General features: G+C 42.4%; 17 protein-coding genes and 1 tRNA gene. 6 read left to right on the forward strand and 12 right to left on the reverse strand.

Annotation, left to right across the window (positions count from 1 at the left end; all coding sequences use genetic code 11):
• Positions 1-219: 219 nt before the first annotated feature.
• The 5 genes from lolA to B4K26_RS10270 form a co-directional block, all read right to left on the reverse strand.
• On the reverse strand, positions 220-921 hold the full coding sequence (lolA, locus tag B4K26_RS10250; protein WP_296245345.1) for an outer membrane lipoprotein chaperone LolA: 702 nt from the start codon (positions 919-921) through the stop codon (positions 220-222).
• A gap of 477 nt (positions 922-1,398) precedes the next feature.
• A complete protein-coding gene (rpmA, locus tag B4K26_RS10255) occupies positions 1,399-1,656 on the reverse strand; it encodes a 50S ribosomal protein L27 (RefSeq protein ID WP_296245346.1) in 258 nt (85 codons plus the stop codon).
• A gap of 92 nt (positions 1,657-1,748) precedes the next feature.
• Complete coding sequence (gene rplU / locus B4K26_RS10260; RefSeq protein ID WP_144297745.1) at positions 1,749-2,060, reverse strand: 50S ribosomal protein L21; 312 nt, start codon at positions 2,058-2,060, stop codon at positions 1,749-1,751.
• Positions 2,061-2,260: 200 nt separating this feature from the next.
• Entirely contained in the window at positions 2,261-3,316 is a 1,056-nt protein-coding gene (locus tag B4K26_RS10265; protein ID WP_296245347.1) for a hypothetical protein, read from the reverse strand.
• Between the two features lie 185 nt (positions 3,317-3,501).
• On the reverse strand, positions 3,502-4,128 hold the full coding sequence (locus B4K26_RS10270) for a hypothetical protein (protein ID WP_296245348.1): 627 nt from the start codon (positions 4,126-4,128) through the stop codon (positions 3,502-3,504).
• Between the two features lie 339 nt (positions 4,129-4,467).
• On the opposite strand from B4K26_RS10270, the gene B4K26_RS10275 reads away from it, so the two are divergent.
• The 5 genes from B4K26_RS10275 to hemB all read left to right on the forward strand — a co-directional run bounded on the left by B4K26_RS10275 (position 4,468) and on the right by hemB (position 13,875).
• On the forward strand, positions 4,468-5,475 hold the full coding sequence (locus tag B4K26_RS10275) for a polyprenyl synthetase family protein (protein WP_296245349.1): 1,008 nt from the start codon (positions 4,468-4,470) through the stop codon (positions 5,473-5,475).
• A 644-nt stretch (positions 5,476-6,119) separates the two neighbouring features.
• Positions 6,120-7,514: an efflux RND transporter periplasmic adaptor subunit gene (locus B4K26_RS10280; RefSeq protein WP_296245350.1), complete on the forward strand. Its 1,395-nt coding sequence runs from the start codon at positions 6,120-6,122 to the stop codon at positions 7,512-7,514.
• A 34-nt stretch (positions 7,515-7,548) separates the two neighbouring features.
• Entirely contained in the window at positions 7,549-10,797 is a 3,249-nt protein-coding gene (locus tag B4K26_RS10285; RefSeq protein ID WP_296245351.1) for an efflux RND transporter permease subunit, read from the forward strand.
• Positions 10,794-12,608 (forward strand): efflux transporter outer membrane subunit, encoded by a 1,815-nt coding sequence (locus B4K26_RS10290; RefSeq protein WP_296245352.1) that lies wholly within the window; start codon positions 10,794-10,796, stop codon positions 12,606-12,608. The genes B4K26_RS10285 and B4K26_RS10290 overlap by 4 nt, the downstream gene beginning before the upstream one ends.
• 259 nt (positions 12,609-12,867) lie before the next feature.
• On the forward strand, positions 12,868-13,875 hold the full coding sequence (gene hemB / locus B4K26_RS10295; RefSeq protein ID WP_296245354.1) for a porphobilinogen synthase: 1,008 nt from the start codon (positions 12,868-12,870) through the stop codon (positions 13,873-13,875).
• Between the two features lie 94 nt (positions 13,876-13,969).
• On the opposite strand, the gene B4K26_RS10300 is transcribed toward hemB, so the two are convergent.
• The 7 genes from B4K26_RS10300 to B4K26_RS10330 form a co-directional block, all read right to left on the reverse strand.
• Positions 13,970-14,947 carry a glutathione S-transferase family protein gene (locus tag B4K26_RS10300; protein ID WP_296245355.1) on the reverse strand — a complete coding sequence of 326 codons (978 nt, stop codon included), beginning with the start codon at positions 14,945-14,947 and terminating at the stop codon, positions 13,970-13,972.
• A 214-nt stretch (positions 14,948-15,161) separates the two neighbouring features.
• The gene (locus B4K26_RS10305) at positions 15,162-15,923 is read right to left on the reverse strand and encodes a PAP2 family lipid A phosphatase (RefSeq protein ID WP_296245356.1); all 762 of its coding nucleotides are present in this window, start codon (positions 15,921-15,923) and stop codon (positions 15,162-15,164) included.
• Positions 15,924-15,977: 54 nt separating this feature from the next.
• Positions 15,978-16,445 (reverse strand): diacylglycerol kinase, encoded by a 468-nt coding sequence (locus tag B4K26_RS10310; RefSeq protein ID WP_296245357.1) that lies wholly within the window; start codon positions 16,443-16,445, stop codon positions 15,978-15,980.
• 185 nt (positions 16,446-16,630) lie between these two features.
• Positions 16,631-17,986, reverse strand: coding sequence for a sensor histidine kinase (locus B4K26_RS10315; RefSeq protein ID WP_296245359.1), 1,356 nt, complete (start codon positions 17,984-17,986; stop codon positions 16,631-16,633).
• A 111-nt stretch (positions 17,987-18,097) separates the two neighbouring features.
• Positions 18,098-18,784, reverse strand: a complete 687-nt coding sequence (locus B4K26_RS10320; protein ID WP_296245360.1) for a response regulator transcription factor — start codon at positions 18,782-18,784, stop codon at positions 18,098-18,100.
• A gap of 35 nt (positions 18,785-18,819) precedes the next feature.
• Complete coding sequence (locus tag B4K26_RS10325; protein ID WP_296245361.1) at positions 18,820-20,511, reverse strand: phosphoethanolamine transferase; 1,692 nt, start codon at positions 20,509-20,511, stop codon at positions 18,820-18,822.
• Positions 20,512-20,746: 235 nt separating this feature from the next.
• Positions 20,747-20,823: transfer RNA gene (locus tag B4K26_RS10330), tRNA-Val, on the reverse strand.
• 357 nt (positions 20,824-21,180) lie between these two features.
• Here B4K26_RS10330 and B4K26_RS10335 point away from each other — a divergent pair.
• Positions 21,181-21,927 (forward strand): type 1 glutamine amidotransferase, encoded by a 747-nt coding sequence (locus tag B4K26_RS10335; protein WP_296245362.1) that lies wholly within the window; start codon positions 21,181-21,183, stop codon positions 21,925-21,927.
• The last annotated feature ends 90 nt before the right edge of the window (positions 21,928-22,017 follow it).

Consider the following 22,017-nt stretch of genomic DNA (forward strand, 5'->3'; position numbering starts at 1 on the left):
GCTACTTTTGCAAGAGGTCTATTATACAAGGTCAAACGCATTCATCCCACTACCTTAGAGGGAGAGGATTTCTGCGGTAAAATGTTAAATAAATTGAAATAAAAGTAACTTAATATAAAACCCGAATATTATTTTCGTTATCATAAAAATCTTATCATCATTAAAAAGGACAAACCTAATAGGCTTGTCCTTTTTTTGAAACTGTCTTAACAGTATTGATTATTGATTGATAATATCAACACCCTTTGGCGGAGTAAATTTAAACTGGCTGCTATTAATACTTGGGTTCATTTTAATACCGCTAAACTTAATCGTCGTGGTTTGTCCTAACGTATCATTTAGTACCATCATAACAGGCTTACCGCCACTAAAGCTTATCGATAAGCTCTTAAAGCTTGCGCTATCTGACTTTGGATATAGCACGTAGTAGTTTTTATTAGCGTACGGCTGGGTTATTTTAAAATTCTTATCAATCTGGCTTGGATCGCCTGATAAGAGTAACGCTGGCGTATTACCTACTTGGCTATCAACATTTTGCTTGGTTGCTTGCTCAAGATCTTTGTCATAAACCCACATTGAGCTACCATTCGCCACAATCAGCTGCTCTGACGGTGATTTGGTTTCCCAGCGGAAGTTGTTTGGACGCTGGACGCTCATCGTTCCGCTAAAAGTACCGCTATTAGCGCCTTTAGTGGTTTGGCTAAAATTCGCCGTCATGCTTTTGGTATTGCTTAATAATGTGTTTAAACGTTTAGCGGCAGTTAAATTATCCGCGGGTGCCGCTGTAGCTGATTGGGTCAACGCTATCATAGGAGCAGCAACCCCAAGTGAGGTCATCAATATCCCAGTTAAAGCGCCGCCCATCACTTTCTGTTTTAAAGTCGTTTTTTTCGTTAGTGTCTTTTTCGCTAATACAGTCATTGTAAGTCCTCTCTCAAATGCAAAATAGCCTAAAAATAATACGTTTTAATTAAAATTTTTGTTTTCAACAAATGCTTATCTTACGTCATTGAGTTGACGTGATTAAACAATGCAGACAGTGTGCCAGTTTTTTTATTACGCGCCTAGTCGTGATTTGCAATCTTTACTACCGACGCCATACACGCTTGTAACCGACAGCGTTACACGGCATATATAGTCAAAATATCCTAAAAACGCTACGGTATTGCTGATATCAATTTTTTGTAGCCTCTGTCTGCGCAGGCACAGCAAGCAAGAAAAATTGATATCAGCAGTGCGTGATGTATCGATATTAATTGTCAATCACAATAACGCTGTTTATTCGTTACTTTTCGTATAAATGAGCGACATAAAAAAGCCCTTACTACCAAAGGGTAATAAGGGCTTTTTTAGTCATCAGATTATTGTAGTGAATAACTAAATAACTTAGATAGGCAATTATGCGCTTTCAACCATAACGTAACGACGGTTGAGTTTACCTTTAGTCGCAAACTTTACCACACCATCATTTAGTGCAAATAAAGTATGGTCACGACCCATGCCAACGCCTTCGCCTGCGTGGAATTCAGTTCCGCGTTGACGAACGATGATGTTACCAGCTGTGATAGCTTGGCCACCAAAGATTTTTACGCCGAGCATTTTTGGGTTTGAATCACGACCGTTACGAGTCGAACCGGCTGCTTTTTTATGTGCCATGAGAAAATCTCCTTGTTAATGTGACTTATCGCTGATGCGACAACTCTTAAGCATTTAGTGCGCTAGTTTAGCAATAATCGCTAAATGGGTAATTAGGCATTAATGGCTTTGATTTTTAACAAGGTGTACCATTGGCGGTGACCTTGCTCTTTGTGATAATGTTTACGACGGTTGTGCTTGATGATACGGATTTTTTCGCCGCGACCATGCTCAACCACTTCAACTTCTACGCTAGCGCCTTCAACGACAGGCTGACCGATTTTGACAGTTTCACCGTCAACAACCATCAACACATCTTCAAATTTGATTGTTTCGCCTTTTTCTGCTTTTAGTAATTCAACTTTTAAAAGCTCATCGACGACCACACGGTGCTGTTTACCACCAGTTTTGATTACTGCGTACATTGCCTGACTCCGTTTAACCCGTGTGCCGTGGCTGATATCATACCAGCGCTTTTGCGACGAACACGACAGGGAAAAATTAAAGGCGTTATTTTAAGTTTTTTTAGCCAAAAAAGCAAGTCATCTCTGTGATTCGTTTGGCTATTTTTCTACTTACCCTATTTTTTTAACCAACCGTCATAACGATTTAAGCCAATAAGACTTTAGGCAAACAGTATGGTCAAACCACGATTCACTTTTTCAAGAATCGAACTATAAATCGTTTTATATTCGCCTGTTACCGTATCAACTTCATCTTCAACGATTGCGGGCGAATGCGGCACTAACTCAGCGTTATCGTTTATTCTTGCCGATAAGTAAGTTTCGATAAACCCATGATTTAGCGTATCATTTTGACGCTGTGCTTTGGACTCCCAAAAGCCGCTTAATGGCTCACCATTGGCAAATTGAGCATTAAAGTTCGATGACATTGGCTTACCGCCCTGAACAAATCCGTGAGCAAAGTAGACTGCATTATCATTAGGAATGGTAATATAGTCTCCAGATGGGGTTGTCCCTGCGACGTTTGCGACACCGACCACATGTAAGTTGTTGGCTAAACTCGAACCAACAGTAGCGTCTTGGTATAAATTAGCATAGATTCCTTGAGCCAGATAATTACCTTGAGAATGCGTGACCAAAATGACTTTTTCGCCATTCAGTATAGCGCCTCTTATCTCTTCTCCCAACTGCTCGTATTCGCTTATAGAACGTTTTCCTGCTTTGCTAATAAAGTTGAATACACTAAATTTCTTGGCTTTATAGGTTTGATTGGCTTTGAATATCTCTTCATTAAAAATGGCGCGGCGAAGAGTTTCATAGTCTTGAGCATCATAGCTGGCATTTAGGCTCTCTGCATCTAAACGGGCTTTAGTTGCGATAAGCGCAGTATCTTGGATAGAGGCCTGAGCATCTAACTCATACACGTCGCCTAAAAGAGGACTGCTTGGGTTATATAAGGTACGTAAGCTGACTTGCTGGTTATTGACCAAGCCTGCAAATTTCGGACTCTCTCTTAAGCGGTTAAACAAAGCAATGGTGGAAGTTTGCGCCTGTACTTCTGAATTATTAATACCGTTCATATAATAAACGGTTACTGGTTTTGAGGAGTCTTGAACTGTAGTAGCGTTAGCGTGTCCTATTACCGATACGGTTAAAGCTAAAGCAGCGACAATTAAAGTTTGACAGTTTTTACGGGTATGATCTTGAGCATAAAACATAGAAAAATCCTTTTTTAAAGTATATGCTGAAATAACACTTAACAACCTCTCTCAGAATAATGCTATTTACGCTCCTTATCATCCTATTTTAAAATTTGCTCTATTTAAAATGACACTGTTTCAAAAAGTCATTTAAACACTTATTTTAGAATACCAGTCTGCATGAACATTTTTTAATATTCCATCTAATCCATATTAGAGCAAGGACTAATCGCATTGCCTTGATTGTCTATTTGAATTTCTATACTAACCGCTGGCTGGTAACCTTTTAAGCCGTTTTTAATCTTATTTTTGCGCGTATCGGTATCAAAAGTGAGTGACTGGATTAAGTTTTGGTCAGCTTGCGTAAGCGGCAATACACTGCAGTCGTAACGTTTTATCATCGCAACCGCATCTTGGTTAGGTTGGTCAAGATAATCCTGCAAAATAGAGGCACCTCTTAACGCTGCTTTTAATTCTGTTTCATTCGAAAACTTAGCGTGCAAAATACGCCTGATTTCAGGTCGTAGTCCATCTTGATCATTATTTATCGAGCCTAACTGAGCTATAGGATTATTGTTTGTAGGTAACCCGTTATCCATATCGGCTTCGGTTGCGATCTTACTCGACTGCGTATCGTTCGATTCAGTTCGGTTGTTCATAGAATCAGCATCGCCTTTAGACAAGCTGATGGTTTGGTCGCTATTTTTTGTAGACGTAATGCTGGAGCTGCTTACGCCTTCATTTGCGGTACACCCATAGCTTATTGCGCCGATGAAGAGTGTTAATAATAAAGCAGTCCAAGTAATTAACCTTAGCTTTACTTTACTCATGAGCTTCCCTTCTATTCAACAGCTTTAATTAGTATCTTTGTGTCAAACCTATAAGCATTATTAAATACTTATTTAATTCAAAAGCTTAACACTTTAAAATTTTAAAATAAATAACTATTACAAACTCCCTTACAGTGACCAAAATATATATACTCTATTCAGGTTGGAATCAGATTAGTGATTAGATTATCAAAAGATTGGCTCGGCCAAATTGACAGTAGAACTTCAATGAGAAGGTCGACATCATCGCTGTATAAATATTAACATTCACGCCTAAATATGATAGCTATGCTATTATAAGCAATCTTAAAACCCACCCTATTAATACGACTATTTACTATGACTAGCACTTCTCTAGCCTCTTCGGCGCTTAACTATAGCGATATTCAAAGTATTGTTGCAGATGATTTTGACATCATGGACAAGCAAGTATTTGGTAGCTTGAATTCAAAAGTCCAGCTAGTGATGAGCGTCTCGCAACACGTGATTAACGCAGGCGGCAAACGTATGCGTCCGTTGATTACCTTATTGTGTGCGCGCATGTTTAATGATGAGCCGTCACAGCAAGCCATGCATTTAGCGGCAATTACTGAGATGCTACATACTGCCACCTTAGTTCATGACGATGTGATTGATGAATCAGGACAGCGCCGTGGTAAGCCAACGGCCAATGCTACTTGGGACAATGCTACCGCCGTATTGGTTGGGGATTATCTGATTGCCCGCGCCTTTAACTTGTTGGTTGGTTTCCAAAGCTTACCGTTATTGCAAGTATTCTCTGATGGGACCTGTGATATTGCAGAAGGTGAAGTATTGCAGCTACAACATCAGCACAACCCTGAAGCTACGGAACAAGACTACTTAAATATCATCGACGGCAAAACGTCGCGCTTATTTATGATGGCAACCCAAGGCGCTGCTATTTTGCAAAATAAAACGGAGCATTTGCAAGCATTGGCTGATTTTGGTCAGCATTTCGGTAACGCCTTCCAAATCGTCGATGACGTGCTCGATTATAGCGGCGATAGCGAGATGATGGGCAAAAACCTTGGTGATGATTTGGCTGAAGGAAAACCAACGCTGCCAACCATCAAGGCGCTTGAGTTGTTAAAAGACAGCGATAAAGCGGGCTATAAGCAATTACGTATTGCCGTGCAAACGGGCAAAACTCCAAACGCTGAGCAGCTTATCAACTTAGTGCGTGGCTCAGGCTCGCTTGAATACTGTAAGCAGCGCGCTTTGGAAGAAACCAAACTTGCCCAGCAAGCGCTTAGCAGTTTGCCTGACAACCGTTATCGCCAAGGGCTTTACCAATTGACGGAACTTGCCAGCGCGCGCTTATTATAAAGATGGTGAAATTAAACAACTCTTATTCCTAAAACATTTAACTCTCAGATTTTTGGTAAAAAATGTCTTACTACTGAATTTTAAGTTAGGTCTTACTTGATAGTATTCCATATATAAGAGACGATCATGGCTGTGATAATGCAGCCTCCTCTTCAATAAGAGTAAAACTCCGATCAGTAGTTAGTATTGGCTCTTATATCTTAGCGTTCACACTTGAGTGTTGCTAAAATAGGGTTTTTCTGTCCATTCTATTTTTTACTGTATTTTTATAAGGTTTTCTTGCTACTATCTCTTAATCTTTGTTAAAAAAACAAAATTTAACAATAATCTATCTCACTATTCATTGCGAATTTTATAATTTACTTTTGTTGTCATGCTTGTAGTATCAGTATTTGTTAAGCATTTATTGAGCTAAAGCACAATTATAAAGAATAAAGACGTTTTTTTACTTCTTGACTGTGGGGTATACCCTATAGTTTATAATCATCTATTACTTTAAATTTGCTTATCCGGTTGTTACATGATTAGTAACTGATAAATTAGCAAAGGTAAAGGCGTATTACTTTTCATATTTATCCTGTTAAGATTTATTCATAAAATTTTTATACTGTAATTATTTGATAATTATACTGCCGAGGACATTGATGAAGCACTCTACTCTTGCGCTTGTAATAGCATCTGTACTATCTGGCGCTGTACTGGTCGGCTGTGACAAAAACGAGGATGCAGCTGGTGCAGCCGCCCAGCAGCAGATGCCACCTGCCGTTGTCAACGTTCAGACCGTCACTTTAGATACCGTACCGCAAGTTCAAACCTTTGCTGGACGTACTGCAGCATACCAAACCGCTGACGTTCGCCCACAGGTGAATGGAATTATTGACGAGGTGTTGTTCCGTGAGGGCAGCAACGTCAAAAAAGGCCAGCCTTTATATCGTATCAATACCGATAATTATGCGACGTCTATCACCAGTGGGCAGGCAGCTATTCAACAAGCTGAAGCCAATTACCAGACAGCACTGGCAAATAATGCTAATGCCAAAGCTGAGCTGGTCAGTCGCCAAGCTTCATTATCACAAGCGCAAAATGACTTAAATCGGTTGCAAGGCTTGATCGAAATTGACGCTATCTCAAAGCAGCAATATGACCAAGCTGTCACCCAAGTTCGCACCGCACAAGCGGCAGTCGAAAGTGCTCGTGCTGCTATCGGCCAGACTGAAGCCGGTATTGAGAGCGCGAAAGCCGGCATTCAAACCGCGAAGGCAAACTTACAAGCAAGCACATTAGATCTAAACCGTACTATCGTACGGGCGCCTCTCGCAGGTCGTACTGATCGCTCTAGCGTGACTGCTGGTACTTTGGTCAGCGCCGGTCAACCTGATCCTCTAGTGACTATCTCGCGCTTAGATCCTATCTATGTCGATATCAGCCAGTCGTCTTCTGAATTGCTTAAATTACGCCAGCAAATTTCTGCCGGTAAAGCGCAAGCAGGCATGAATTCGGTTGAATTGGTATTAGAAGATGGCTCAACCTATCCGGTTCGCGGCGAGCTTGCCCTATCAGAAGCAAAAGTTGATGAGTCAACGGGAGCAGTAACTTTGCGTGCAGTCTTCCCTAATAAGAACAATATCTTATTACCTGGTATGTATGTCAGTGCCCGCTTAACCCAAAGCGTTATTACTAATGCCGCACTGGTACCACAAAGCGCAGTGATGCGAACACCAAAAAGTGAAACGCAAGTTTATATCGTTGATGAGAATAATAAAATTCAAGTACGTCCTGTCACTATTAACGGCACCTATAAAGATCAGTGGGTCGTTACTGACGGCTTAAAAGCAGGAGATAAAGTAGTGGTTATCGGCGGCTCAAAAGTGAAGCCTGAGCAAGAAGTAGTCGCGAAACCTTTAGAAAACCCAAATGCCGCCCCTGCTAAGTCAGGTGCTGCTACTGCTCAAACGCCGCAGCAAGCTGCAACAACGATGGATAAGCCAGCCAGTAAAGATACCGCTGCTAAAAAGCCAGCAGAATCTACCGCTAACTAATTCCATTCAAAGATAGGAAGACTAGGAATATACTATGTCACGTTTTTTTATTGATCGCCCTATTTTTGCTTGGGTGATGGCTATTTTGGTCATGCTCATCGGGGTAATATCGGTTATTAATTTACCGATTGAGCAGTATCCACGTATTGCACCGCCGACCATTTCGGTTAGCGCAAGCTATCCAGGTGCGAACGCGCAGACCGTTGAAGATTCAGTGGTTCAGATTATCGAACAACGTATGAAAGGGCTTGATGGCTTGATGTATATGTCATCGTCAAGTTCGTCAAACGGCGGAGCGTCAGTGACGCTTACCTTTGAAAATGGTACGGATCCCGACACCGCGCAGGTACAGGTACAGAACAAACTACAAGCTGCAATGAGCTCATTACCTGAGTCTGTACAGCGTCAAGGCGTCAACGTCAATAAATCCTCTAGTAGCTTTTTAATGGTACAAGGGTTTATCTCCGAAGACGGCAGTATGGATAACAGCGATATCGCTGACTATATCAACTCAAACGTCGTTGATCAGCTCAGCCGTGTTGAAGGTGTGGGTGAAGTGCAGGTATTTGGTTCAGCATATGCCATGCGTATCTGGCTTGACCCTTCGCTGCTACGTAGTTATAACCTAGTGCCAGCTGATGTGGTCAATGCCGTACGTGCACAAAACGCGCAGGTGTCTGCTGGTCAGTTAGGGCAAGCGCCTGCGGATACGGATCGACAAGTTATTAATGCCACGGTTACCGTGCAAAGCTATTTACAAACCCCTGAAGAATTTAAAAACATCTTATTAAAAACTGATGCCTCTGGTGCAAAAGTGCGCTTAGGTGATGTTGCAAAAGTTGAGATCGGTAGTGAAAACTATAGTGTGACTGCGCTTTATAATGGTCAGACTTCCGCTGGTCTCGGTATTTCTTTGGCAGGTGGCGCAAACGCGCTTGAAACTCGTGAAGCCGTTGGCGCTCGTATGGCGGAGTTGGAAAAAAACTTCCCGAAAAATCTAACGACCGTTGTGCCTTATGACACCACACCATTTGTACGCTTATCTATTGAGCAAGTTGTCAAAACGTTAATTGAAGCGATTGTTTTAGTATTTATCGTCATGTTCATTTTCTTACAGAACTGGCGTGCGACTATCATTCCAACCCTTGCCGTACCTGTGGTTTTGCTTGGTACCTTCGCTGTCCTATATATCGCTGGTTTTAGTATCAACGTCCTAACCATGTTTGCGTTGGTCCTGTCCATCGGTCTACTGGTCGATGACGCCATCGTTGTTGTTGAAAACGTTGAGCGTATCATGGAAGAAAACCCTCATATATCAGTCAAAGACGCAACGATACAATCGATGGGCGAAATCAGTAAAATCGTGGTTGGTATCGCCTTGATTCTATCGGCAGTATTTGTACCGATGGCCTTCTTTGGTGGCTCAACTGGGGTTATTTATCGTCAGTTTTCTATTACTTTGATTACCGCAATGGTACTGTCAGCATTAGTGGCCCTTATCTTTACCCCTGCCCTATGCGTAACCTTGCTTAAGCGTAGTAAGAGCCACGATAAAGGAACTACTGAAGAGCAAAAAGGTTTCTTCGGTTGGTTTAACCGTTCTTTTTATAAAGTTAGCCGTAAGTATGAAAATTCTGTCGGTAAAAGCTTTAAATTTAAGTGGTTATACTTAATTGGTTACGTCGCCATTATCGGCGTAATGGCCGTGATATTCTTACGTATTCCTGGCTCGTTTTTACCCGAGGAAGACCAAGGTATTATGTTTACCTTAGTCCAGCTTCCCGCTGGGGCGACGCTTGATGAAACGCAAGATGTCCTAGACAAAGTAACCAACTATTATGAAACCCAAGAAAAAGACAACGTGGCTTCCGTGTTCTCTGTGGCAGGTTTTAGTTTCGCCGGTCAGGGTCAAAATATGGGTCTGGCCTTCGTGCGCTTGACAGACTGGGCGGAGCGGAGCGGTGATGAAAATACCGCACAAGCGGTCGCTGGTCGAGCGATGGGTTATTTCTTTACCCAGTTAAATGAAGCGCAAGTCTTTGCGATTGTCCCGCCAGCTATTACCGAACTTGGTAACGCCAGTGGTTTTGATTTAATGATTCAAGATACGGGTAACGTCGGCCATGAAGGCTTACTTGAAGCACGTAATATGCTGCTCGGTATGGCTGCCCAAAACGATCAAGTAACGGGCGTGCGTCCAAACGGCCAAGAAGATGCGCCGCAGTTAAAAATTAATATCAATCAAGAACAAGCCGCTGCTTATGGCTTATCTCTGGCCAATATTAATAGCGTGATCTCAACCGCTTGGGGTTCAAGTTATATCAATGACTTCGTTGATCGCGGTCGTATTAAGCGTGTGTTTGTTCAAGGCGAACCAAGCAGCCGTACCAACCCTGAGGATATCGGCAAATGGTATGTTCGTAATGATGCAGGTGAAATGATTCCATTTGATGCCTTCTCTAGCAGCGAATGGCAATCAGGCTCGCCGCGTCTGACTCGCTATAACAGCTTACCGTCAATGAATATCCAAGGTAGCGCCGCGCCTGGCCTTAGTACGGGTGAAGCGATGAGCTCGATGGAAGCAATGATGGCAAAGCTACCTGAGGGTGTGGGCTACGAGTGGACGGGTATGTCACTTGAAGAGCAAAAGTCAGGTGCCCAAGCGCCCATGCTTTATGCGCTATCAATCTTAGTGGTATTCTTATGTCTCGCCGCTCTGTATGAAAGCTGGTCTATTCCTTTCTCTGTACTATTAGTTATCCCACTTGGGGTGCTAGGTGCGGTGATATTTACGTGGCTACGCGGCTTCAATAACGATATCTACTTGCAAGTTGGTCTACTCACGGTGGTTGGTCTATCGGCCAAAAATGCCATCTTGATTATTGAGTTTGCGAAAGAGCATCAAGAAGAAGGTAATACCCTAAAAGAAGCGGTTATGATAGCGGCGCGTCAACGTCTGCGTCCGATTATAATGACCTCGCTTGCGTTTGGGCTTGGTGTTGTGCCATTATTCATCGCCACAGGTCCTGGTTCAGGCAGTCAAAATGCCATCGGTACCAGTGTGGTAGGTGGTGTTGTCACCGCGACATTATTAGGTATCTTTTTTATTCCAATGTTTTTCATTTGGGTACGTAGTTTATTCCCGTACAAATATGAGAATGATAAACCAAACGATAGAGATGATGGCAACGACGGTACACCTGGACCGCAAAACCCAACGCCTTCTGACCCAATGCCTTCTGAAAATTATCAGCCTGCAAGCTTTGGAGATAATACACAATGAGTGCTCAAAAAAACTTTACTTTACGCTCAGCAGCGGTAGCAAGTTTGGCTACCACTGCCCAACCAGCGCTAGCAGTACTACGCAAAAATGGCGGCCGCCTCATTGGCCTAACCGCTTTAGCCTTAAGCATGGCAGCTTGTAATACCATTCCAAAATCGGATATGCGTCCTGTTCTTGCTGAGCCAAACGTTCCTATCGAGCAAGCTTATGGCGCGTTTGATAAAGAAACCGTCAGCAGCGCCAATCAATCCAGTATTGCCGCGCAGCGCTGGCAGGAGTTCTATAGCGACGAGCGCTTAAAAGGTCTGATTGCGTTAGGGTTAGAAAACAATAAAGACTTTGAAAGTGCGCGTCTGGCGATTGAAAGAGCACGCGCACAATATCAAATTACCGATATCAATGACTTACCAAGTATTAATGGTGAAGCAGGTTATTCTCGTAGACGTACCTCGGGTCCAACGGGTTCAAACACTGGCGATAGTTATAGTGTCAACCTTGGCTTGGCCAACTACGAGTTAGATTTTTGGGGTAAAATTGCCAGTTTAAAAGAACAGGCGTTGCAGAACTTCTTAGCGACTACAGCGGCGAAAGACACCACTCAAATCAGCCTGATTAGTAATATCGCTCAAAGCTATGCCAATTTAAGCTACAGCCTTGCGCAGTTAAAACTGGCAGAAGCTACGGTTGAGAGTCGTGAAAAATCCCTGTTTATTGCAGATAAACGCTTTGAAGCGGGCATTGATCCTAAATTGCCGTCTTTACAAGCCAGCGCGTCATTAGAAAATGCCAGACTTGCCGTTCTACAGGCACAAAGCAGTATTTTAAGATCGCGTAATGCGCTGCAATTTTTGGTTGGTGGCCCAATTCCTACCAATCTTATCCCCGCACCTGCGGTCAGCAATATCACAAGCCAGCAGATATTTAGCGCCGGCTTACCAAGTGAATTGCTTCGCTATCGTCCCGACGTATTGGAAGCAGAATACAATTTAAAAGCTGCTGGTGCCAATATCGAAGTGGCGCGTGCGTCTTACTTCCCATCTATCAGCCTAGCCAGTAGCGTGGGCGTGAGCAGCAGCAGTTTAGATGATTTATTTAAGAGTGGTTCGGTCGGTTGGTCATTTGGTCCAAGCATTAGCGTCCCTATTTTTGATGCGGGCCGACTAGATGCCAATTATGATGTCGCTAAAATTGAGCGCGAACAGACGCTAGCAAGCTATGAGCGCTCTATCCAGACGGCATTCCGTGAAGTATCAGACGTCTTAGCCACACGCGCGACCTTAGGCGATCAGCTGGCTGCACAGTACCGTCTACAAGATAACTTTGAGCAAACGTATCAGATTGCCGATGCGCGCTTTAAAGCAGGTATTGCTAACTACCTAGATGTACTCGATGCGCAGCGTTCGTTATTCTCAACGCAGCAAGGTATTTTGGACTTAGAGCTACAAAAACTCATCAGCCAAATCGAGCTCTATCAAGTACTAGGCGGCGGTGCCAATCTTGATGTGCCAACGGTAATCCCTGTGCCGCATAAAAACTTGGTGCAATTGGTCAATTTACCTGCCAATAGCAATAAAGCAAAAGCGGTCGATGCCATCAATGCGGCGAGCTCAGCACGTGTGGCTTCTGTACAAGAAGCGCAAGCGATCAAGCAAGCACAGCCAACAGAAAAAGCGACTTTTAAGCCAACTGCTGTCGTTGATGTCAATAATGATGGCACAACAGATGCTGCTGTAGGGGTGGTCACTGAAGAAACCACTTTTAAAGAGGCCAATGTTGAGAAAGTACCGGTTACACAAATTGTTGAACCTTAAACCGTTACGAAGCAATCATATCGTGATACTTTATTATCACGTTGATAGTCGATAAGTACAAAAAGCCCTACCGACTTGGTAGGGCTTTTTGCTTTCGATAGCGACTATTCGTTATAGTAGTGCTAGTTATAGCAAAACGTTATATGCACCACCCCTTTATCACCTTGGCTGTGCTAAATTTATAAAAATATAGTCTTTAAAACAGCTTGCTTAATAAAGCTGATAAATAACAATGATTAAAATTAAATAAGGAAACCTCATGACTTATACTTTTAACCGTCAGTTCCCTGAAACTCGCCTACGGCGCTTGCGTTATAACGACAACGTCCGCGCGATGATTCGTGAAGTTGAACTGCATCCTAAGCACTTTATCGCTCCTGTTTTTGTTTTAGAAGGCAAAAATAAGCGCGAAGCAATTGCTAGTATGCCAGGTGTTGAGCGACTATCGATTGATCTGCTGATTAACTATGCTAAGGAATTATTAGCGGAAGGTGTAACTACCATCGATATTTTCCCTGTGATTGATAATTCACTAAAAACGCCTGATGGGAAATCGGCTTATGATGAAAATGGCCTCAGTGCTCGCGCTGTTAAAGCAGTCAAAGATGCTGTACCAGAAATGGTCGTGATGACCGATGTGGCGCTAGATCCTTATACCTCACACGGTCAAGACGGGCTGCTTGATGATAGCGGCTATGTCGTCAATGACGAAACCGTTGAAGTCTTGGTCAAGCAAGCGCTCGTCCACGCCCGCGCGGGCGCTGATATCATCTCGCCAAGTGATATGATGGATGGCCGAATCAAAGCCATGCGTGATGCCTTTGAAGCCGAAGGCTTTGTTAATACTGCTATCATGGCCTATTCTGCCAAATACGCTTCTGCTTATTATGGTCCGTTCCGCGATGCCGTCGGTAGTGCTGGCAATTTAAAAGGTGGCCATAAAAAGCAATATCAGATGGACTTTGGCAACCGCGCCGAAGCATTGCACGAAGTCGCCATGGATATCAATGAAGGCGCAGATATGGTGATGATTAAACCCGGTCAGCCGTACTTAGACCTAATTCGTGAAGTTAAAAACACCTTTGGCGTACCAACCTTTGCCTATCAAGTTTCTGGTGAATACGCCATGCACATGGCTGCTATTCAAAACGGTTGGCTAACCGATGCGGTAATTTTAGAATCCTTGATTGGTTTCCGCCGTGCGGGCGCTGATGGTATTTTGACCTATTTTGCCCTAGAAGCGGCACGTCAGTTAAATAACGCTTAATATGTATTAAATGGTTTTATATAAAAAATCGCGCCAGCTTATGTATTAGCTGACGCGATTTTTTATTGGCCTTATTTTAAAAGCTCAATAAAACCTATAAACGCACACGGTCATGCGCTTCGTTAAAGTCAATTTCCGGCCCTACAGGAATAATACGTGTAGGATTAATGTTGGCATGACTGGTGTAATAGTGCGCCTTGATATGCTCAATACTGACCGTTTCTGCAATACCGGGCGTCTGATATAGATCACGCAAATAGCCCCAAAGGTTGGGATAATCCATAATACGGCGGATATTACATTTAAAATGTCCAACATAAACCGCATCAAAACGCACGAGCGTAGTGAATAAACGCCAATCTGCCTCAGTAATCGTATCACCAAGCAAGTAACGTTGGTCAGCTAACCGTGCCTCTAACGTATCAATCGCATCAAATAGCGTCACTACCGCCTCTTTGTAAGCAGCTTCGGTTGTTGCAAATCCTGCTTTATACACGCCATTATTCACCGTTAAATAAACGAATTCATTAATCGTATCGATTTCTGTGAGCAACTCTTTTGGTAAAAAGTTAACGTCCGTCGCCCCTACTTCATCAAAGGCTGAATTAAACATCCGAATAATCTCAGAGGATTCATTGCTAACGATGGTATTGGTTTTTTTATCCCATAAAATTGGTACGGTCACGCGTCCGGTATAATCAGGCTTAGCCGCCACATATACTTCATATAAATAGCTCGCATTGACAACCGGATCGGCAATCACGCCAGCACCTTCTGCAAACGTCCAACCTTTATCGCCCATAAAGGGATGCACGACAGACAGCGAAATCATGTCTTCCAAGCCTTTTAATTTACGATAAATTGTGGTGCGATGCGCCCACGGACAGGCAAGCGATACATATAAATGATAGCGATTGGCTTCGGCTTTAAAGCCGCCCACGCCGGTTGGGCCTGCGCTACCATCAGCTGTCACCCAGTTTCTAAATCCCGCATCTTCACGCTCGAAGCGTCCTCCGCTTGCCGCGGTGTCATACCATGTATCTTGCCATTGACCATCGACCAATAAGCCCATATTTTGCTCCGATTTATTTTGGTTTTAAATGAATGGATATCAAGAACGACTGCTAGTAAACAATCAGCATTAAATGGTTGCCATCGTCATTTAGTTTTAGGAGTTATAGTAACATTTCTATGTTGCCTAGCCATTAAGCTTTGTTTGTTTCTCAAACAAAGCTTTTGGAAGATTCTTTAGAAAAAAGTAGTCATAAACTTTAACGATAGAGTGTTTATTTTGAACTGACTATAGCAGCTCTTTTAAAAAACAGACGGGCAAGCGCACACGCAATCGTCAACGCAAGTAACATCGAGACTAAAGTATGACTAAAAAAATGATCGCCAAAGAGCATTTTATACAGTCCCATTACCCAGCTTAAGACAGTCACTATTTCAAATATTCTGTAGCGATACTGATGCAGAGTGGGTAAAAATACTAAGCCATATAAAGAAAATCCTGCGCTGGCATGCGCGGCAGGGAAACATTTAGCAGGCGTTTGCGCCACTATATTTTGCCAAAGATTAAGATAATCTAAGCTTCCTCCAAATAGCGTTAAATGATTGGGGCAACTGACATGCGTGATATCTTTTAATAGGGCAATAGTAGAAGGGACGAGGATAAGAACGGTCAACAAATAGCTGGTTTCGTGGATTGAAAAGGGAACCATAAATTTATTGAGCCAACTATTATTAGCGATAGCAGGATGGTTTGAAAGCTTTGTAGACTTGATGGCTAATACAGCAATCAAATAGAGGGCTAGCAAAATCAATAGCGCTTTCGGCCCATCATAAAAGATAAAGGCATAAGGCTGAGCACCCTTTTCTAAAAGCCATTGTCCATTTGTATAAAAAAGCTCACTAATACGGATATCAAGCTGGCTATGCTCAAACACCAAAGTCGCGATAATCGTTAAGCAAAATAATTTCAGCCATATCCAATTAGAGGCATTATTTTTAGAGGCATTGTTTTTAGAGGCATTGTTTTCTAAAATCATTTAAGACATCCCGCGTAACCGATGAAGCTAAAAAAGCATCAATATCTTTTATTATCAAAGGCTTGATAACGCCAGTAACCACAAAATCACCAACAGCAACAAGGCTAAAGACTGGGCAGCGGAGCCGGTATCTTTGGCTATTTTAGCCAATGGATGTTGCTCGGTTGAGGTATGATCGACACTCGCTTCAATAGCCGTATTGATAAGCTCAACGATAAGAGATAAAAAAGAAGCGGTTACAAGAAGCATTTTGCTAGCGACGCCAAAGGGCATCAATGTAATGACGATCAGCAATGCAAGATTTAACCATACCACTTGTCTAAATGCGGCTTCAAACTTATAAGCGGCTTTAAACCCCTCTATAGAGTAGCCCGTCGCCTTTAAAAGACGAGCCAGCCCTTTTTTACCTTTCACCTTACTCGCAAAATTGTCAGGCGGCAGTAATTCAGAAGCGTTTATTGGGCTGTTAGCGCCATGGCTTAGCTGTTCATTGTCAGGAGGCGTATATTTGATAGTGCTCATATTGATGGCTTTATACTCATTATCGTGTAGCTACGGAACTGATTGTTAGGGGCTTAAACAATCAACCATTAGCAGAATCAGCAATGTTTGAGTATAAAGGATGAGACGTTAAGAAAGCGTTAAGAGGATATAAACCAAAGACTGCGTTAAGTAAAAAGGGCTTTTAAGCAGATGGTTAATAGATGTTATTTATAATAAATACTAAATATACTACCGCCTGAGCCGCCTAACGCATTGGCCTGATGGGTTAACTGCCAGTCCATATGAGTCACGATACGTTGGACAATACTAAGCCCTAAGCCGCTGCCTTCTACTTTGTAACTAGAATAGCTTGTCGACAGTGCTTCTTTGTGCAATACCTTATCTTTTTCGTACGGCTTAAAACGCTCAAACCTTTCGTACAGCAACGGCATCATCTCCTCAGAGATACCAAGACCAGTGTCACTAACGGTTATTTTTTGAGCGTCTATAGTGATAGTTACTTCGCCATCATCGGTATACTGAAATGCATTTTTTATTAAATTTCCCAATGCCATCTTTAGCAGCTCAGGTCGTACATAGGCGAAATATTCTTGTTCAGCCACTAAACTACAAGTGACGGTCTTATGACGGAGCAAATATTTTAGCCGCTCAATTTCACTGAAAGCGATATCATTTATAGAGGTTTGCGGCGTATCCAATTTTTCAGGAGCGCGAGAGAGTAACAATAACGCACTAATAATCTCGGAGGTTTCTTTCGCCGTGTGACTGATACGATTGGCAAATTCTCTCAAATACCTGTCATTTTCTAATTGAGAAGCCAACACCTCTGACGCCCCCATAATAATCGTTAACGGTGTACGCAGCTCATGGCTGACATCGCCGGTAAACAGTTGCTCTCGTTTTAGGTATTGCTCCAGTGTTTTGTTTTTCTCGTCAATAGCTCGTGCCAATATACCGACCTCAGAGGGCAGATGGGTCAACTCGGTTAAATTTTGGTGATCGGTTTCTACCGCTTTTTTTAAATCTAATAGCGGCTTGGTGATTTGCTTGGAGGTTAACTGCGAGAATATAGCAGCGATAAGTAAACTTAGAATAACCGCCACTCTTAACGCATTGGCAAAGATATCTTCTACATGCTCAAAGATGGCAAGAACGGGAAAATTTCCCATCACCATCTCATCGTTTTCTAGATAAGTGAGAATATAATCTTCTTGGCCTTGATTATAAAAGAAGAAATGCAAGTTGGTGTTGGTTGTCCCTGTTGCCATATCAACCGTAACCGACTTTTCTTGCGGGGTGTCGGTTGCTAAAGCTTTTAAATCGTCGGGCGCATTAGCATAGCGATAGATGGTGATACCGGGTTCTGCATGATAAATGCCCTGCTCGCCGTCCTTTTCTTGGCTAAGCTCTAACTGCTGTAATAAACGCGCTTTGACCAGCTCTTGCTCCATCCTCACTTCAGCATACATAAAAATACTGACGAAAGCGCTGCAAAGCAATATCGCAAACACGAAATAAGATAGGCGGAATTTATTGGTGATTGAATCGATACTAAACATAGCAGTTACTTCGTTGTAAAAGGCGTTAGATAAAATAAATATAGGTTTCAGTCTAAGTTTAATACCGGCGGCTTATCATTCAGTTAAGCCGTTCACTCATCCTAAAATACTTTATACCTTATCAGGATCAATAATCTGATAACCAACGCCCGGCACCGTGACGATCATCGGTGTTGCAAATGGTTTATCGACTTGGGCACGCACACTATGCAGGTGAGTACGCAAGGCATCGCTACTCGGGATATCCGCGCCCCATACCTTCTCCTCTAGTTCATTCTTACTGACGACGCGCGGCGACGCGCTCATGAGTATATTCAAGATCTTAAACCCAGTAGGTGTCAGCTTCAGCACGTTACCTTCACGCATAACTCTATGTTCGCCTGCATTGAGCGTGACGTCACCAACCGTTATACTATGCTCAAAATGATCGTCTTGCTGTCGGCGGATTAACGCTCTGATACGCAATTCTAATTCAACAAGTGAAAAAGGCTTGACCAAATAATCGTCAGCGCCACTATCGAAACCTGCGACTTTATCCAAGATCGTATCACGAGCCGTTAGCATAAGGACTGGCGTTTTATTATGCCACTCTTCGCGAAGGGTTTTACAGAGTTTTGTGCCATCCATACCTGGTAGCATCACATCTAATAAAATAACGTCATAATGATTATTCGCAGCCAGCGTCAAACCACTAATGCCATTGTGGGCGTTATCTAGCTCAAAGCCTTTAGCCTCAAAAAAAGCGTAAATATTGGCGACGATATCAGGATTATCTTCAATAATAAGTATCTTATACATAGACTGTCTCAGTCATAAATCTATCCCTACTTAGGTCAATCGGATGAATGGGTGGACTTAAAAAAGGTTGGCGCGCCTGCTACCTCATCAGTCGTAATATTAAAAAAGTTAAGTAACGTCGGGGTAATAAAATCATGTGATACAGGCTGATTAATTACCCTAAGAAGGCTGTTTTTATCAATACTGTTGCTAGCCGGAGACCAAATAATAACTGGTATCTGCTTTTGAGAATCAGGCGCAATAGCATACGGCAAACCATGCAAGTAGATATTATTTTCGCCTAAACTCTCACCATGATCGCTGATATATACCATGACCACATCATAACCCTGCTCATAATTTTTTAGCGTATCAATCACATTATGCAAGAAATAATCAGTATAGCGAATGGCATTATCATAACCGTTAATCACGGATTGATTATCGCATTTAGACAGCTCGTTGGTCATACAGACGGGTTTGAATTCCTCAAACGCTTGGGGATAACGCTTGAAATAAGCGGGACCATGATTACCCATTTGATGTAAAAAAATGAGCGTGTCTTTGGGAGTTGTGGTTGACTTTACCAGCTTATCAAAGCCCTTCAGCATACCAATATCTCGACATTCGCTATCGCAACTTGGATTGGTTTTAGAGGTTTTGAAGTCCTCAAAAGTGACGCGGTCTGCTACGCCTTTAGAGCTAGAGTTATTGTCACGCCAAACGACATTAACACCTTGTTTGTGTAAGGTATCAAGGACGTTTTCATTATAATCAGCACGGTCTACTTCAAAGTTATCTCGGTTGGCATAACTGAACATACACGGTACTGAATAAGCGGTTGAAGTACCACAAGAAGTTGTCTGTTTAAAGCTATAAAGATTGTCCTGCTCAGCCAGTAACGGCGTGGTGTTACGCGCATAACCGTTTAAGCCAAAATGATCCGCACGTGCGGTTTCTCCTACTACAAATACCATAAGCTTAGGTTTCGTAGCTTTACTACTGGCGACGCTGCGTTTGGCATCTGTCGCGTGCAGCAATAGCGTATCAGGACGACGCAATGCATCGACATAGTCGCTACTTAATTTGGCGACAGAGTAGATAGAAGTGATGGGATTGACGTAACTGCGCACCATTTTATGTTGACGAAAAAAAGTAGCGTATTGGTCGCCAAAAGGTAGTAAACACACGGCCATTAAGCCTGCAGAAAGACTGAGAGTAACCGCCCTTTGCCATAAGGCGCGACGTAAAGGGGTGCGCTTGATACGAATTTTGGCGATAATAACAGCAGGTATAACGCCTAATACCAGCACCCTAATAAAGAAACTTAGCGACATCAATCCCATCGCTTCTTGTTGATCGGTCTGTAAGCCATTGATCAGCATACTACGATCAAATATTGTACCGTAAGCGTCTGTGAAATAACCGCACACTGCTGCTATCATTAGCACAGCGATGAGCATGGGTTTGGCAATAGGCCGATAACATAACAACTGCAATACTAGCCACATCAACCCTGACAATAATCCTGTGATAGAAACCATAAAACCAATATTACTACGAATAGGATAAATGCTTAGCACTTGCGCAAAAAAACTGACATTGGCAGTGGCGATTAAGTAGAGCGCCACAATTATCATCAAATAATGTAGATTAATCTCACGATGCGCAATATTGCTAAGATAGATTTGCTTGGTTTTAGCTTTAGCTTTGGTAATGTCAGCGCTAAGTGCTTGCGAAGTTAACATAGACGGGCTTCTCAACAGGGCAGTAAGAAATGGAATTTCTTACCATAACAGTTAAGCTGTTAAGAAGACGTTAAGGCAGTTCGATTGAGCGAAGGTTTGAATGAAAATGTCGACCAGTCAGTATATAAATACTACTCGTTTTTCAACACCTTGATTGAAAGATTTTTAGTACATTTCATCCTTATAAAACGGGCATAAAAAAAGCCCCAATCATAAAGATTGGGGCTTTCGAATCTGGTAGGCGTAACTAGATTCGAACTAGCGACCTCTACCATGTCAAGGTAGCGCTCTAACCAACTGAGCTATACGCCTATTTAGGACATGCATTTTAGCAAGTTTTTAAAACTTTGCAAGCCTTTTCTATCACAATATTGACTTATTATTAGAATACTTATTATTAAGCTTTATAATTAAGGACTTAAGAAAATCAGGTTATTCTAAAGAGCTCTAGTTATCTAAGATAGCTCATAATTTATAGATTTTTAATAGTACAGTCGATCCACTATAAAATAAACACAGGGCTACTGGGATAAATTTTGTGTAGCCTCTGGAGTGACGAAGTCACACAGCAAGCAAGGAAAATTTATACCAGTAGCAGTCCTAAAAATTGTATTCTTTTTATTTAAGATTCACTATATTAAAATATAACTTCCAGATTAAGGCAATCAAATGACCTTACGCATTCACGCTCTATTTCATACAGATTACGAAGACCTCAGCTTTATTAAGTATTGGGCAAATACTCATCAGCATTCTATTACCTACACGCGCTCTTATAATAAAGATGCCTTGCCTACGCTCGACAGTTTTGATTGGTTAATCGTCATGGGCGGGCCGATGAGTGTCCACGATGAAGACAGCCATCCTTGGTTGATTGAGGAAAAACGTCTGATTGGGCAGAGTATTGCTAGCGGAAAAACAATGATTGGCGTTTGCTTGGGCGCGCAGCTAATTGCGCATTGTTTGGGAGCGAGCGTAGAGCCAGCGGATGTTAAAGAAATTGGCTGGCTACCTATTAAATTAACCAAAGAAGCCCAAGCCCATCCTTTATTGCAAGATTTACCAAAGCAGCCCTGTACTGTCTTTCATTGGCACGACGATGGTTTTGAATATCCAAAAGGAGCGATCCCTTTAGCAACATCAGAAGCGTGGCCCAATCAAGGATTCCTGTATCAAACGCCTCGGCATAAAGCGCTCGGTAATTGGATCATGGCTTGGCAATGTCATTTTGAGATCACTAAGAAAAGTATCGTTAAAATGGTAGCAAATGGTAACCATGCCATTCAAACAGGTCTTATCGATTGCCCTGAAACCGTGCAGTCGCCTACTGAGATAGTAACGCTTGGTGATAAGTATATCGCCGATAATAATACTTGCTTAGCGGCTATGCTCAACCGCATGGTAAAAAGCCGCTAAGACGTCATTCCTGTTCTAAAATGAATATTTAAAGCATAAAAAGCTCAACGGTTTAGCCGCTTTTTGCCTTTTTTAGCCGCAAGTCCACTC

It is taken from the genome of Psychrobacter sp. UBA6766 (genome assembly GCF_002453355.1).
In the GTDB taxonomy this organism is placed as follows: Bacteria; Pseudomonadota; Gammaproteobacteria; order Pseudomonadales; family Moraxellaceae; genus Psychrobacter.